We start from the raw sequence: 13,916 nt of genomic DNA, 5'->3' as shown, positions 1-13,916 counted from the left end.
GCACGCTCCCACAAGGAGCGGGCTTGACCCGCGATGTGGTCATCGCTGTCACCGGAGCCACCCATGAACCACAACGTCATCCTCGTCATCCTCGACGGCCTCAACCACCAGGTGGCCCACCACGCCATGGGCCACCTGCATGCCTATGTAGAAGCAGACCGCGCTGCCCTGTACCGCCTGGAATGCGAGCTGCCGGCACTGTCGCGACCACTCTACGAATGCATCCTCACCGGTGTGCCGCCGATCGACAGCGGCATCGTGCACAACAACGTCACGCGCCTGTCCACCCAACGCAGCATTTTCCACTACGCCCGCGACGCCGGGCTGAGCACCGCCGCCGCGGCCTACCACTGGGTCAGCGAGCTGTACAACCGCTCCCCCTTCGAACCGCTGCGTGACCGCCACACCCATGCGCCGAAACTGCCGATCCAGCATGGCCTGTTCTACTACGCCGACCACTACCCCGACTCGCACCTGTTCGCCGACGCCGAGTACCTGCGGCGCAAGCACGCACCGAACTTCCTGCTGGTGCATCCGATGAACATCGACGATGCCGGGCACAAGCACGGCCTGGACAGCAGCCAGTACCGCAACAGCGCACGCAGCGCCGATATCCTGCTGGCCGACTACCTCAGCACCTGGCTGCAGGACGGCTACCAGGTGCTGATCACCGCCGACCACGGCATGAACAACGACCGCTCGCACAACGGCGTGTTGCCCGAGGAGCGCGAAGTGCCGCTGTTCGTGTTCGGCGACCGGTTCAGCCTCGACCCGGCCGCCAAGCCCCTGCAGACCGAACTGTGCGGCACCGTATGCGAACTGCTCGGCATCCCCCACGACAAGCCGGTATGCCGGGAGCTGCTCTCGTGAACTCGATCACCCGTGGCAAATGGCTGGCGCTGTTGTGCCTGCTGCCCTTCGCGGTATTTTTCATCATCTTCCAGATCGCCCCGCTGACCTGGGTGGCCGTGCACAGCCTGCAGGCCGAAAGCGGCTGGGGCCTGGACAATTTCAGCAAGGTGCTGGGCTCGAAGTTCTACCGTCAGGCCATCCAGCACAGCCTGGAGATCAGCTTCTGGTCGAGTCTGTTCGGCATCCTGATCGCCATCCTGGGCAGCTATTCGCTGCGCAAGGTAGACTCGCGCCTGCGCGACTTCGTCAACGCCTTCGCCAACATGACCAGCAACTTCTCCGGGGTGCCGCTGGCCTTCGCCTTCATCATCCTGCTCGGCTTCAACGGCGCGCTGACCCTGCTGCTCAAGCAGGCCGGGATCATCGAGGACTTCAACCTCTACTCCAAGACCGGGCTGATCATCCTCTACACCTACTTCCAGATCCCGCTGGGCGTACTGCTGCTGTACCCGGCGTTCGACGCCCTGCGCGAAGACTGGCGCGAATCGGCCGCCCTGCTGGGCGCCAGCGCCTGGGACTACTGGCGCCTGATCGGCCTGCCGGTGCTGACCCCGGCGCTGCTGGGCACCTTCGTGATCCTGCTGGCCAACGCACTGGGCGCCTACGCCACGGTGTACGCATTGACCACCGGCAACTTCAACGTGCTGCCGATCCGCATCGCCGCGCTGGTGTCCGGCGACATCTCGCTGGACCCGAACCTGGCCAGCGCGCTGGCGATGATCCTGGTGGGGCTGATGACCCTGGTCACGCTGGTGCACCAGTGGCTGCTGAAGAGGAGCTACCATGTCTCGCGCTGAATCGGGCCCGGCCGGGCTCTACCACCGCGTGGTGGTGTACGTGCTGTTCGTGATCCTGCTGCTGCCGCTGGCCGGCACCCTGCTCTATTCGTTGTCCACCAGCTGGTCGGCGAGCCTGCTGCCCAGCGGGCTGACCTTCAAGTGGTACCTGGCGCTGTGGAGCGAGCCGCGTTTTCTGGCCGCCTTCGGCCAGTCGCTGCTGGTGTGCGTGGGCGCGCTGGTACTGTCGGTGCTGCTGATCCTGCCGCTGCTGTTCGTGGTGCACTACCACTTCCCCAGGCTCGACGCACTGATGAACATCCTCATCCTGCTGCCCTTCGCGGTGCCGCCGGTAGTGTCGTCGGTGGGGCTGCTGCAGCTGTATGGCTCGGGGCCGATGGCGATGGTCGGCACGCCGTGGATTTTGATCGGCTGCTATTTCACCGTGGCCCTGCCCTTCATGTACCGCGCCATCACCAACAACCTGCAGGCGATCAACCTGCGCGACCTGATGGATGCCGCCCAGTTGCTGGGGGCCAACACCTGGCAGGCCGCGTTTCTGGTGGTGCTGCCCAACCTGCGCAAGGGCCTGATGGTGGCGCTGCTGCTGTCGTTCTCGTTCCTGTTCGGCGAGTTCGTGTTTGCCAACCTGCTGGTGGGCACCCGCTACGAGACGCTGCAGGTGTACCTGAACAACATGCGCAACAGCAGCGGGCACTTCAACAGCGCGCTGGTGATTTCCTACTTCCTCTTCGTGCTGGTGCTGACCTGGGCAGCCAACCGCCTGAACAAGGACAAGACCTGAAATGAGCTTCGTCAGCATCCAGAACCTGCAAAAAAGCTACGGCGCCAGCGCGGTGTTCAACGACATCAACTGCGAGATCGGCCGCGGTGAGTTCGTCACCCTGCTCGGCCCCTCCGGCTGCGGCAAGTCCACCCTGCTGCGCTGCATCGCCGGCCTGACCGCTGTAGACAGTGGCAGGATCCTGCTCGACGGGCAGGACCTGGTACCGCAGAGCCCGCAAAAGCGCGGCATCGGCATGGTGTTCCAGAGCTACGCGCTGTTCCCCAACATGAGCGTGGAACAGAACGTCGCCTTCGGCCTGCGCATGCAGAAGATCAAGGGCCAAGACAGCCGCCCACGGGTACTCGAGGCGCTGCGCATGGTCGAGTTGCAGGACTTTGCCAGCCGCTACCCGCACCAGCTCTCCGGCGGCCAGTGCCAGCGCGTGGCCCTGGCCCGCTCGCTGGTGACCCGCCCGCGCCTGTTGCTGCTGGACGAGCCGCTGTCGGCGCTGGATGCACGCATCCGCAAGCACCTGCGCGAACAGATCCGCCAGATCCAGCGCGAGCTGGGCCTGACCACCATCTTCGTCACCCATGACCAGGAAGAGGCGCTGACCATGTCCGACCGCATCTTCCTGATGAACCAGGGCCGCATCGTGCAGAGTGGCGATGCCGAATCGCTGTACACCGCACCCGTGGATGCCTTCGCGGCCGGCTTCATCGGCAACTACAACCTGCTCGATGCCCAGAGTGCCAGCCGCCTGCTGCAACGTACGGTGAACAGCCGCCTGGCAATCCGCCCCGAAGCCATCGCGCTGAGCCTGGAAGGCGAACGCGAAGGCCTGGTGCGCAGTCACAGCCTGCTGGGCAACGTGATCCGCTACCGCATCGAAGCGCGTGGTGTGGAGCTCGTGGTGGATGTGCTCAATCGTTCAGCCGCCGATCTGCATGCGGACGGCGAGCGGGTATCCTTGTCCATCGATCCCACCGCCCTCTGCGAAGTTGCCTGAGGGCCGAACAGGAGTTTTGTTGTTATGGCTTTAGCGATTTTCGATCTGGATGAAACCCTGATCCACGGCGACTGCGCCTCGCTGTGGAGCGAGCAGATGGTGCGCCTGGGCTGGGTGGACGGTGAGTCGTTCCTGCGCAGGGACCGTGAGCTGATGGAGGCCTACGGCAAGGGGCACCTGGCGATGGAAGACTACATGGCGTTCAGCCTGGAGCCGCTGATCGGGCGCACACCAGAGGAAGTCGATCATCTGGTCGAGCCGTGGGTGGAAGACTTCATCGAGCCGATCATCTTCAGTGAGGCCACCCGCACCATTGCCGAGCACCGCAAGGCGGGGGATCGAATTCTGGTGATCTCGGCCTCGGGTGTGCATCTGGTGGGACCGATTGCCGCGCGCCTGGGGATCGACGAGTACCTGGGCATCGAGCTGGAAGTGGAAAAAGGGTTCTACACCGGCAAGACCGTGGGCACCCTGACCTACCGCGAAGGCAAGATCACCCGCTTGCTGGAGTGGCTGGACCAGCAGGAAGAGAACCTGGAAGGCGCAAGCTTCTATTCCGATTCGCGCAATGACCTGCCGTTGCTGCTGAAGGTTGACCACCCGTATGTGGTGAACCCGGACCCGGTACTGCGCGAGCATGCCGAGAAGAATGGCTGGCCGATTCTGGCCTGGGCCTGAAAAAAGTTCGCCGGCAAGGTCGGCTCCTGCAGGAGTCGGCCTTGCCGGCGAACAGGGCCCTATACCAGGCTGTCGTCGATCACCAGCACCAACTTGCCCGATACCTGGTTGCCCGCCAGTTCGGCATACGCCGCCTCGGCGTCCTTCACCGCATAGCTGCCTACCAGTTGCGGCTTCAAGCGCCCTTCGGCGAACAGCGGCCACACCTGTTGGCCCAGGTCACTGAGCAGGTCGGCCTTGAACTGGTCATCGCGATTGCGCAGGGTCGAGCCGGTCACCTGCACCCGCTTGGCCAGTACCTGGGCCAGGTCCAGCTCGGCCTTGCGCCCGCCCATCAGGCCGATGATCACCCAGCGCCCGTCACGGGCCAGCAGCTTGAGGTTGAGCGCCGCATAGTTGGCCCCCACCGGGTCCAGGATCACATCGAACGGGGCGAAGTCGTTCAGCGCCTCTATATCGTCACCGCGCACCACGCCACCGCTGGCGCCCAGCGCCTGACAATAGGCCAGCCGCTCGGCCGAGCCCACGCTGACCCAGCTGGGGCTGCCGAACGCCTTGCACAGCTGGATGGCCGCCGACCCCACGCCGCTGGCGCCGGCGTGCAGCAACACCTTCTCGCCCGGCTTGAGGCCGCCCAGCTGGAACAGGTTGAGCCAGGCCGTGGCGTATACCTCCGGGATCGCAGCCGCCTGCTGCAGGCTCAGGCCCTCGGGCACCGGCAGCACGTGGCGCGCGTCGACCACCACCTCTTCGGCCATGCCGCCACCGGCCAGCAGTGCGCATACCCGGTCGCCCACCTGCCAGGACACCCCGGCTCCCACTTCGCTGATCACCCCGGCACATTCCAGGCCCAGGAACTCGCTGGCGCCCGGTGGCGGCGGGTACAATCCGGCACGCTGCAACAGGTCGGCGCGATTGAGCCCGGCCGCTGCCACGCGGATGCGTACTTGACCTACATCGCAAGTTGGACTTGTCGTCTCAACCCACTCCACATGTCCGTCAACGCCTTGCAATGCCTTCACAGTGCCTCCATAGTTGAGTCATGACTGAGCCTGGCTGCCTTGGCACCAGGCTTTTTGCATTATGCGTCCGGCTCCATGGAACCGGCGAATTCAAAGACGGCCTAATATGCGTGATCAATTGCCCCTACGTCGAATCAGCATGAAGCATCTCCTGCCCAGCACTGCCCTCGCCCTGATGATCGGCCTTGGCAGCTTGCCGCTGGCCGGCGCCGCTTCGGCCGCCAACAGTTGGGACAAGTTGCAACCAGACCGCGATGAAGTGGTCGCCAGCCTGAACGTGGTCGAGTTGCTCAAGCGCCACCACTACAGCAAGCCGCCACTCAATGATGCGCGCTCGGTCATCATCTACGACAGTTACATCAAACTGCTCGATCCCTCGCGCAGTTACTTCATGGCCAGCGATATTGCCGAGTTCGACAAGTGGAAGACGCAGTTCGACGACTTCCTCAAGAGCGGCAACCTGGACCCGGGCTTCACCATCTACAAACGTTATCTTGATCGCGTGAAATCGCGCCTGGACTTCGCCCTGGCCGAGCTGAACAAGGGCGTCGACAAGATCGACTTCACCACCCAGGAAACCCTGCTGGTCGACCGCAAGGACGCTCCGTGGCTGCAGAACCAGGCCGAGCTCGACGACCTGTGGCGCAAACGCGTCAAGGACGAGGTGCTGCGCCTGAAGATCGCCGGCAAGGAACCCAAGGCCATCCAGGAACTGCTGACCAAGCGCTACAAGAACCAGCTCGCGCGCCTGGACCAGACCCGCGCCGAAGATATCTTCCAGGCCTACATCAACACCTTCGCCCAGTCGTACGACCCGCACACCAACTACCTGTCGCCCGACAACGCCGAGAACTTCGACATCAACATGAGCCTGTCGCTCGAAGGCATCGGTGCGGTGCTGCAAAGCGACAACGACCAGGTCAAGATCGTGCGCCTGGTGCCGGCTGGCCCTGCCGCCAAGACCAAGCAAGTGGCCCCGGCCGACAAGATCATCGGCGTGGCCCAGGGCGACAAGGAAATGGTCGACGTGATCGGCTGGCGCCTGGACGAAGTGGTCAAGCTGATCCGCGGCCCGAAGGGCTCCGTGGTGCGCCTGGAGGTCATCCCGGCCAGCAACGCGCCTAACGACCAGACCAGCAAGATCGTCTCGATCACCCGCGAAGCGGTCAAGCTTGAAGAACAGGCCGCCAAGAAGTCGGTGCTCAAGCTCAAGCAGGACGGACGCGACTACAAGCTGGGCATCATCGAGATCCCGGCCTTCTACCTCGACTTCAAGGCGTTCCGCGCCGGGGATCCGGAGTACAAGTCCACCACCCGTGACGTGAAGAAACTGCTCACCGAACTGCAGAAGGAAAAGGTCGACGGCGTGGTCATCGACCTGCGCAACAACGGCGGCGGCTCCCTGCAGGAAGCCACCGAGCTGACCAGCCTGTTCATCGACAAGGGCCCCACCGTACTGGTACGCAACGCCGACGGCCGTGTCGACGTGCTCGAAGACGAAAACACCGGTGCCTTCTACAAGGGCCCGCTGGCGCTGCTGGTCAATCGCCTGTCGGCCTCGGCCTCGGAGATTTTCGCCGGCGCCATGCAGGACTACCACCGTGCCCTGATCATCGGTGGCCAGACCTTCGGCAAAGGCACCGTGCAGACCATCCAGCCGCTCAACCATGGCGAGCTCAAGCTGACCCTGGCCAAGTTCTACCGGGTTTCCGGGCAGAGCACCCAGCACCAGGGCGTGTTGCCGGACATCGACTACCCGTCGATCATCGACACCAAGGAGATCGGCGAGAGCGCCCTGCCTGAAGCCATGCCGTGGGACACCATCCGCCCGGCCATCAAGCCGGCCGTCGACCCGTTCAAGCCGTTCCTTGCGCAACTCAAGGCACGCCACGAAAACCGCAGCGCCAAGGACCCGGAGTTCGTCTACATTCGCGATCGCCTGGCCCTGACCCAGCAGTTGATGAACGAGAAGACCGTCAGCCTCAACGAGGTGGAACGCCGTGCTCGCCATGCCGACATCGAAGGCAAGCAGCTGGCGCTGGAAAACATCCGGCGCAAGGCCAAGGGCGAAGAGCCGCTCAAGGAACTGAAGAAGGAAGACGAAGACGCTCTGCCGGTCGAGCCGGATGACACCAAGCCGGAAGATGACGCGTACCTCGCCGAAACCGGGCGCATCCTGCTGGACTACCTGGGGCTGAATTCCTCGGTGGCCAAGCACTGAAACGATAATGGCAAAATAATGTGACGGTGCCCTTTTCGGGTCATCAAACAGTCATCATTCTGTCGTGAAATAAGGGACTGGGCGCCGATGGCCCCAGTCCCTTTTTTTCAAGGTAGCCCTGCCATGACCGTGACCGAACAGCTCAGCGCGTTGAGCTCCATCCTGGCTCAAAGCGGCTTGCACAGCTTGTTCCAACCCATCGTCTGCCTGTCCGAGCGACGCATCCTCGGTTATGAAGCCCTCAGCCGCGGCCCGTCCAACAGCCCGCTGCACTCCCCCATCAACCTGTTCGCCGTGGCCCGCCATGCCGGCCGCCTGACCGAACTGGAGGTGGCCTGCCGCGAAAGCGCGTGCCGGCGTTTCAGCCAGCAGCAACTGGAAGGCAAGCTGTTCCTCAACGTGTCGCCCGAGTCGTTGCTCGAGCCGCAATACCAGTCCGGGCGCACGCTCAAGCTGCTGCAGAGCCTGGGCATCCCACCCAGCCGGGTGGTCATCGAGTTGACCGAACAAACCCCCACCGACGACTTCCAACTGCTGTTCAACGCCCTGCACCACTACCGCGACATGGGCTTTTCGATTGCCCTGGACGACCTGGGCGCCGGCTATTCCAGCCTGCGCCTGTGGTCGGAACTGCGCCCGGACTACGTCAAGATCGACCGGCATTTCATCGACGGCATTCACCAGGATGCGGTCAAGCGCGAGTTCGTCGGCTCGATCCTGCAGATCGCCAAGGCGTCGCGGGCCAAGGTGATTGCCGAGGGCATCGAGCTGGCCGAGGAGCTGGCGGTGCTCACCGAGATGGGGGTCGACCTGGTACAGGGCTACCTGCTGTGCCGGCCGCAGGAGCAACCGCCCCGCGACGCTACCGCCATGCTGCCGTCAGCGACGCACAGTGGCGCGGTGGTGCTGGGTGAGGACGGCCGCGATCTGAGTGCGCTGCTCAACGAGCAACCGGCCGTGAGTGGCGATACGGCGACCCTGGAGGTACTGGCGCTGTTTCGCCGCCAGGCCAACCTCAACTCGCTGGCTGTTCTCGACCATGCCCAGCGCCCCTGCGGCATCGTGCACCGCCATTCGCTGTCCGACGCGCTACTCAAGCCGTTCGCCACCGACCTGTATGCGCGCAAGCCGATCAGCCGGCTGATGAACGAGGACTTTCTGGCGGTGGAGCTCAACCAGTCGCTGCAGAAGGTCAGCCGCCTGCTGACCAGCCGCGCGCGCCAGCGCATCGAGGAAGACTTCATCATTACCCAGAACGGTCGCTACCTGGGCCTGGGGCGGGTGATCGACGTGCTCAAGCTGATCACCGAACAGAAGCTGCAGCAGGCCCGCTATGCCAACCCGCTGACTCTGTTGCCGGGCAACGTGCCGATCCAGCAATGCCTGACCCGCTTGCTGCAGCAACAGCGCGAGGCGGCGATCTGCTATGTGGACATCGACAGCTTCAAGCCCTTCAACGACATCTATGGCTATGCCAAGGGCGACGAAGTGCTGTTGAGCCTGGCCCAGTGCCTGAGCGAACGGGTCGACCCCAGCCGGGACTTCGTCGGCCATATCGGTGGCGACGACTTCATGCTGGTACTGGGTTCGAAGGATTGGGAGCAGCGCCTGAACGTGCTGCTGGACGACTTTCAGAATGCCTGTCGGCGCTTCTACCGCACCGAGCACCTGGAGGCCGGGTGCTTCATCGCGCACAACCGCCTGGGCCAGCGCCAGGAATTCCCGTTGCTGTCACTCTCGATCGGTGTGGTGCAACTGCATGCGCATACCTGCGCGCAACTGGATGCCGGCCAACTGGCCGACCTCGCCTCCCAGGCCAAGCACCATGCCAAGGATGTGCCCGGGCACAGCCTGTACCTGATCGATACGGCGCTGGCGCCTCAGGCCTGTTCGGGATAGCTGTACTCGAACACCCGTACCACTTCCGAGGCATGCCAGGATGCTGCGGCCATGCCGTCCGATGGCCCGGAAAACCGCCCCAGGCGCTCGACGCATTCGAAAAAGCCGGTACGTGGCAATCGGCTGGCCCCCTGGCTGATCACCAGCGAGCTGCGCAGTGGCTGCTCGGCGCGTGCATCGATCACCGCCAGGTACTCAAGCGCGGCGGTCAGAGTCTGCATCGCCGGGCTTGGCAGCTCCAGGCGTTCGAGCAAGGCGCGGTAGGTCAGCAGGTGGCGTTGCCGGCGTGCCACGTCCAGCTCGCCCAGCAGCCCCTCCCATTGCTGACGGCTGATCCGCACGCCGCTCACGACGGCTCGCTCCAGCCTGCCACGCCCAGCTCCCAGGCCAGGCTGCGGCGGATCGCGGCATCCGGCTCGCGCTCACCGCTTTCAATCAGCGCCAGGTACACCGGACTGATGCCCACCTTGCGCGCCAGCTGCTCGGCAGCCAGGCCCTTGGCCTCACGCAACGCGGCCAGCTCGCCCAATGTGGGCAGGCTGGCCGGCGTGGGTGCAGCGGCGCTGGCGTTGACGCCTGCCGGCTGCGCCGTGGCGGCCGGTTGACCTGCCGCCTTCAACAACGCTTGATAGTGCTCCCAGGGCACGACCGCGTACTCGGGTTGACCGTCTCGGCTGATAACCTGAATACCCATTACAACCCCCTTGTAAGAACCTGCGCATGTAATCGCTCGGTATAGCGCTTATGCCAAATATAGTACCAGCCGGCGCAGTATTGCAGGGTGTAACCGGATTTAGCGCTTTCCCTGCTCCAGGCGCAACGCTTCGGGGGTGTCGGGCAGGCGCTCGACCACGCGCAGTTTCTCGGGAGACTGACGATTGCGCCAGGCGCGAAAAGCCGCCAGCTCGCTGTCGAACGTCTTCAGCACCCAGGCCAGTACGGCGAGATCGTCGAGCAGGCCGATGCCGGGCAGCCAGTCCGGGATCGCGTCCAGCGGGCTGACAAAGTACAGCAGGCCGGCGACGATGGTCAGTAGTGCCCTTGAGCTGATGGCACGGTACTCGCCACGCCACCACGCCACGCACAGCGCCTGCAGCAGGCGTACGTCATCCTTGAGCTTGCCCAGGCTCGGGCCCTTGCGCGCCACGGCGAAGATCAGCGCTGGCAGGCGCCCCCGGCTCAACAGGCGCTCGGCCAGCGGCAGGAAACGGGCAAAATTCCAGGGTGCTTTCATACCACCTCCAACGGCAGGGCCGGGAAGGTTATCCACAGTATTTGTGGATAACCTTGTGAACAGAGGCCATTTTCAGGCTCGGCGTGCCCGCCAGGCAAGGGCCTGGGTCAAATCGGGCGTTTTTTACACACCTGTTTCATTACGCGGTCACTTTGCGAAAGCCGTCACAGTTGCGCACGCCACCAAGGTGTGACGTCAGATCGCTCCCACGGTTCAGCCCGATCCATAAACGACAACGCCCCGTCGAGACGGGGCGTTGTGCACACAGCGGGACGCTTACTTCTCAGCAGCGTCTTCTGCTGCCTTGGCCGGGTCCTTGATGGCGATCAGTTCCAGATCGAACACCAGTACCGAGTTGGCCGGGATCATCGGGCTAGGGCTCTGTGCGCCATAGGCCAGGTCAGCCGGGATGAACAGCTTGACCTTCTCGCCCACGTGCATCAGTTGCAGGCCTTCGACCCAACCCGGAATCACGCCGCTGACCGGCAGGTCGATCGGGCTGCCGCGCTCGACGGAGCTGTCGAACACCTTGCCGTCGATCAGCTTGCCTTCGTAGTGAACAGTGACCACGTCGGTAGGCTTGGGCTGGGCGCCTTCGGCCTTCTTCACGATCTGGTACTGCAGGCCCGACGCGGTGGTGACCACGCCGTCCTTCTTGCCGTTTTCTTCAAGGAACTTCTTGCCGGCGGCGGCCGACTCTTCGCTCATCTTGACCAGGCGTTCTTCAGCACGCTTCTGCAGCGCGGCGAAGGCTTCGACCAGGTCTTCGTCCTTGATCTTCTGTTCCTTCTTGCCGACAGCGTCCTCGATGCCCTGGGCCACGGCCTTGGAGTCGAGATCGTCCATGCCTTCCTGTGCCAGGCTCTTGCCCATGTTCAGGCCGATACCGTAGGAAGCTTTCTGTGCCGGGGTCTTCAGCTCGACGCTGGTCTGCGAATCGCAACCCGCCAGTACCAGGCTAACCAGGGCAACCGCAGCCGCCAACCGATGCTGTTTCATGCTATTTCCTTGTTCATGCGCCAAAAGGGCAATCGAGTAAAGCCGCGAGCTTATCAGGCGGCCACGACCAATGGCTACCGGCATGAGAGCGACAAAAGGTCGAGAAGTTCAGCCAGGTGAAGGCTTCTTCATGCAGCCGATAAGCCAGTGGCCAGTATTGCAGCCAACGCCCCGGATCTGGATGAAATCTACGGGTAGTGTCCTTCGCGGTACTGCCCCGCCACTTCGCGCAGCACCTGGCACAACCACTGGGCCGGCAGGGCCTGTGGCAGCGCGGCATTGCTGCAGATACCCACCGAGCCACCGGGTTCGCGCACGCCCAGGTCGAGCTCGCACAGCTCGCCCCGCTGCAGGTCGACCCGCACCGCATCACGCGGGGCCACCCACACCGCATCGCTGCCCAGCACATAGCGCCGGCTCAGTGCCGGGGAAAGCGTTTCCAGACGTTGCTGCGGTTGTTCGATGGCGCATTGCACGAACAGGCTGTCGGCATGCTTGCGAATGGTGGTGCCGGCCAGGGGCAGTACCAGCGGGTACTGGCCCACCTGGTTGCGCTCGATCGGGCTGCGTGCCAGCAGCGGGTGGCCGGGGCGCACCACCAGCGACATCGACTCGCTGTACAGATGCTCGAACAGCAGGCCCTGGATCTGCGGGCTGTCGGTCATGCGCCCGATCACCAGGTCCAGCTCCCCCACGTGCAATTGCGCCAGCAGGTGCGCACTGGGGCCGGTGGCAACGCTGACCACCAGGGCCGGGTGGCGCTGGTGCAGGCGGCAGATCACTTCGGGGATGAGCAGGCTTTCGACGGTCGAGAGCACGCCGATCTTCACCTGCGGCGGCGCGTGTTCCTCGCCGCGCAGGGTACTCACCCCTTCGCGCAGGGCCTGTACGCACGGGCCGGCGTAGCGCATGAAGCGCACCCCGGCCGCAGTCAGCTCGACACCCTGCTTGCCGCGCTCGAACAATCGCGTCTGCAGCAGTTCTTCGAGCTCCTTGAGGGTCTTGGAAATCGCCGGCTGGCTGATGGCCACGGCGTCGGCGGCCTTGGCGAAACTGCCTTGACGGGCGATTTCGAGAAAGCACAGCAGGTGGCGGAACTTGATGCGGGTGTCGAGGTTCATGGCCGGAGTTTATCGCAACCGCAGCCCCTTTGCGGCGCCGGCCTCGAACAACACACCAGCTATATGCTATATATACGCTTCGTATACAGAGTGAGTATTGCCATGGGTATCGTCAAGATCGATGACGCGCTGCATGAAGACCTGCGCATTGCCAGCGGCGCGGTGTCGCGCTCGATCAACGCGCAGGCCGAGTACTGGATTCGCATCGGCATGCTGGCCGAGCTCAACCCGCACATGACCTACCAGGAACTGTTGCGCCAGTTGCTGCGCCAGGAGCAGGCCAGCCTCAGGGAGCTGATCGCATGAGCGAGGTGATCCTGAAGAACCCGCAGCAACTGGCCTTGATGCGTACCGCCGGGCAATTGCTGACGCGGGTGTTCGAGCACCTGGACGGCTTTGTCGCCCCAGGGGTCAGCACCTTGCAGATCAACGACCGTGCCGAGGCGTACATCGTCGATGTGCTCAAGGCGCGTCCGGCCAGCAAGGGGCAGTACGGGTTCAAGTATTCGCTCAACACCTCCGTCGACCATGTGGTGTGCCACGGCGTGCCAAGTGCCGACGAGGTGCTGAAGGCGGGGTCGATCATCAATGTGGACATCACCCTGGAACAGGGTGGTTACATTGCCGACTCGTCGAAGATGTATGCGGTGGGCGCCATTGCCGACGAGGCGCGGCAATTGGTCGATACCACCTATGCCGCATTGTGGGCGGGCATTCGCCAGGTGCGGCCCGGGGCCACGCTGGGTGATGTGGGGCATGCGATACAGCGGCTTGCCGAGGGCGCGGGTTACAACGTGGTGCGTGAGTACTGCGGGCACGGCATCGGCAGGCAGATGCACGAGGCGCCGCAGGTGCTGCACTACGGACACCGCAACAGCGGGCTGGTGCTCAAGCCGGGCATGGTGTTCACCATCGAGCCGATGATCAACCAGGGTGGGCGTGGGGTGCGTACGCTCAAGGACGGGTGGACGGTGATCACCCGGGACCGCAGCCTGTCGGCACAGTGGGAGCATACGGTGGCAGTGACGGCGCAGGGGGTCGAGGTGTTGACCTTGCGTGAGGAAGAGCGGGGCATGGTCGGGTGACTGGCTCACCATCGCACTGCTGATCGTGCTTTTGATGTTCCGGTTCTTCAGGGGGGCTTGTGGGGCGCTTGGATCACCGCCCGTGCCGGATAATCTCTCGGCCCCCTTCCCGGGGAGCGACGGTTGTAAGGTTAGCGAGCTTATCCAGCATGGACAGAGACGCCGAGGCCCCC

15 protein-coding genes are annotated in these 13,916 nt (G+C 63.8%); 9 read left to right on the top strand and 6 right to left on the bottom strand.

Going from position 1 to position 13,916, the window contains the following annotated elements; translation table 11 throughout:
- Positions 1-63 precede the first annotated feature (63 nt).
- The 5 genes from DN387_RS02795 to DN387_RS02775 are packed head-to-tail and all read left to right on the top strand — an operon-like array spanning position 64 to position 4,162.
- Positions 64-870: an alkaline phosphatase family protein gene (locus DN387_RS02795; protein ID WP_054914666.1), complete on the top strand. Its 807-nt coding sequence runs from the start codon at positions 64-66 to the stop codon at positions 868-870.
- Positions 867-1,709, top strand: a complete 843-nt coding sequence (locus DN387_RS02790) for an ABC transporter permease subunit (RefSeq protein ID WP_088514012.1) — start codon at positions 867-869, stop codon at positions 1,707-1,709. Before DN387_RS02795 ends, DN387_RS02790 begins: the two co-directional genes overlap by 4 nt.
- The gene (locus DN387_RS02785; protein WP_054914667.1) at positions 1,696-2,493 is read left to right on the top strand and encodes an ABC transporter permease; all 798 of its coding nucleotides are present in this window, start codon (positions 1,696-1,698) and stop codon (positions 2,491-2,493) included. Before DN387_RS02790 ends, DN387_RS02785 begins: the two co-directional genes overlap by 14 nt.
- 1 nt (position 2,494) lies before the next feature.
- A complete protein-coding gene (locus tag DN387_RS02780) occupies positions 2,495-3,484 on the top strand; it encodes an ABC transporter ATP-binding protein (protein ID WP_043859980.1) in 990 nt (329 codons plus the stop codon).
- Between the two features lie 24 nt (positions 3,485-3,508).
- Complete coding sequence (locus DN387_RS02775) at positions 3,509-4,162, top strand: HAD family phosphatase (protein ID WP_043859979.1); 654 nt, start codon at positions 3,509-3,511, stop codon at positions 4,160-4,162.
- Positions 4,163-4,221: 59 nt separating this feature from the next.
- Here the strand turns inward: DN387_RS02775 and DN387_RS02770 are convergent, their stop codons facing one another.
- Positions 4,222-5,184, bottom strand: a complete 963-nt coding sequence (locus DN387_RS02770; protein WP_043859978.1) for an NAD(P)H-quinone oxidoreductase — start codon at positions 5,182-5,184, stop codon at positions 4,222-4,224.
- A 139-nt stretch (positions 5,185-5,323) separates the two neighbouring features.
- On the opposite strand from DN387_RS02770, the gene DN387_RS02765 reads away from it, so the two are divergent.
- Positions 5,324-7,405, top strand: coding sequence for a carboxy terminal-processing peptidase (locus tag DN387_RS02765; RefSeq protein WP_167400229.1), 2,082 nt, complete (start codon positions 5,324-5,326; stop codon positions 7,403-7,405).
- A gap of 123 nt (positions 7,406-7,528) precedes the next feature.
- Positions 7,529-9,304: a GGDEF domain-containing protein gene (locus tag DN387_RS02760; protein ID WP_054914669.1), complete on the top strand. Its 1,776-nt coding sequence runs from the start codon at positions 7,529-7,531 to the stop codon at positions 9,302-9,304.
- Here the strand turns inward: DN387_RS02760 and DN387_RS02755 are convergent.
- The 5 genes from DN387_RS02755 to pcaQ all read right to left on the bottom strand — a co-directional run bounded on the left by DN387_RS02755 (position 9,286) and on the right by pcaQ (position 12,658).
- Positions 9,286-9,654, bottom strand: a complete 369-nt coding sequence (locus DN387_RS02755; RefSeq protein WP_043859975.1) for a hypothetical protein — start codon at positions 9,652-9,654, stop codon at positions 9,286-9,288. The two genes, DN387_RS02760 and DN387_RS02755, sit on opposite strands and share 19 nt — an antisense overlap.
- Positions 9,651-9,998: a helix-turn-helix transcriptional regulator gene (locus DN387_RS02750; protein ID WP_054914670.1), complete on the bottom strand. Its 348-nt coding sequence runs from the start codon at positions 9,996-9,998 to the stop codon at positions 9,651-9,653. Before DN387_RS02750 ends, DN387_RS02755 begins: the two co-directional genes overlap by 4 nt.
- A 99-nt stretch (positions 9,999-10,097) precedes the next feature.
- Positions 10,098-10,538, bottom strand: a complete 441-nt coding sequence (locus DN387_RS02745; RefSeq protein ID WP_043859973.1) for a YkvA family protein — start codon at positions 10,536-10,538, stop codon at positions 10,098-10,100.
- A gap of 276 nt (positions 10,539-10,814) precedes the next feature.
- On the bottom strand, positions 10,815-11,537 hold the full coding sequence (locus DN387_RS02740; RefSeq protein WP_054914671.1) for an FKBP-type peptidyl-prolyl cis-trans isomerase: 723 nt from the start codon (positions 11,535-11,537) through the stop codon (positions 10,815-10,817).
- 188 nt (positions 11,538-11,725) lie between these two features.
- Positions 11,726-12,658, bottom strand: coding sequence for a pca operon transcription factor PcaQ (gene pcaQ / locus DN387_RS02735; protein ID WP_043859971.1), 933 nt, complete (start codon positions 12,656-12,658; stop codon positions 11,726-11,728).
- Between the two features lie 102 nt (positions 12,659-12,760).
- Here pcaQ and DN387_RS02730 point away from each other — a divergent pair, with 102 nt between their 5' ends.
- A complete protein-coding gene (locus DN387_RS02730; RefSeq protein ID WP_043859970.1) occupies positions 12,761-12,964 on the top strand; it encodes a ParD-like family protein in 204 nt (67 codons plus the stop codon).
- Positions 12,961-13,743 (top strand): type I methionyl aminopeptidase, encoded by a 783-nt coding sequence (gene map / locus DN387_RS02725; protein WP_043859969.1) that lies wholly within the window; start codon positions 12,961-12,963, stop codon positions 13,741-13,743. Before DN387_RS02730 ends, map begins: the two co-directional genes overlap by 4 nt.
- The last annotated feature ends 173 nt before the right edge of the window (positions 13,744-13,916 follow it).

The organism is Pseudomonas sp. FBF18 (assembly GCF_024261405.1).
Classification (GTDB): Bacteria; Pseudomonadota; Gammaproteobacteria; order Pseudomonadales; family Pseudomonadaceae; genus Aquipseudomonas; species Aquipseudomonas palmensis.
The sequence above is the reverse complement of the archived record's forward strand: the minus strand, read 5'-3'. Positions and strand labels throughout refer to the sequence as shown.

What these genes read in the sequence shown, in the direction of transcription:
- DN387_RS02745 (WP_043859973.1), bottom strand. Translation starts at nt 10,538, where the DNA reads ATGAAAGCACCCTGGAATTTTGCCCGTTTCCTGCCGCTGGCCGAGCGC.
- DN387_RS02775 (WP_043859979.1), top strand. Translation starts at nt 3,509, where the DNA reads ATGGCTTTAGCGATTTTCGATCTGGATGAAACCCTGATCCACGGCGAC.
- DN387_RS02750 (WP_054914670.1), bottom strand. Translation starts at nt 9,998, where the DNA reads ATGGGTATTCAGGTTATCAGCCGAGACGGTCAACCCGAGTACGCGGTC.
- DN387_RS02765 (WP_167400229.1), top strand. Translation starts at nt 5,324, where the DNA reads ATGAAGCATCTCCTGCCCAGCACTGCCCTCGCCCTGATGATCGGCCTT.
- DN387_RS02740 (WP_054914671.1), bottom strand. Translation starts at nt 11,537, where the DNA reads ATGAAACAGCATCGGTTGGCGGCTGCGGTTGCCCTGGTTAGCCTGGTA.
- DN387_RS02730 (WP_043859970.1), top strand. Translation starts at nt 12,761, where the DNA reads ATGGGTATCGTCAAGATCGATGACGCGCTGCATGAAGACCTGCGCATT.
- pcaQ (WP_043859971.1), bottom strand. Translation starts at nt 12,658, where the DNA reads ATGAACCTCGACACCCGCATCAAGTTCCGCCACCTGCTGTGCTTTCTC.
- DN387_RS02785 (WP_054914667.1), top strand. Translation starts at nt 1,696, where the DNA reads ATGTCTCGCGCTGAATCGGGCCCGGCCGGGCTCTACCACCGCGTGGTG.
- map (WP_043859969.1), top strand. Translation starts at nt 12,961, where the DNA reads ATGAGCGAGGTGATCCTGAAGAACCCGCAGCAACTGGCCTTGATGCGT.
- DN387_RS02760 (WP_054914669.1), top strand. Translation starts at nt 7,529, where the DNA reads ATGACCGTGACCGAACAGCTCAGCGCGTTGAGCTCCATCCTGGCTCAA.
- DN387_RS02795 (WP_054914666.1), top strand. Translation starts at nt 64, where the DNA reads ATGAACCACAACGTCATCCTCGTCATCCTCGACGGCCTCAACCACCAG.
- DN387_RS02780 (WP_043859980.1), top strand. Translation starts at nt 2,495, where the DNA reads ATGAGCTTCGTCAGCATCCAGAACCTGCAAAAAAGCTACGGCGCCAGC.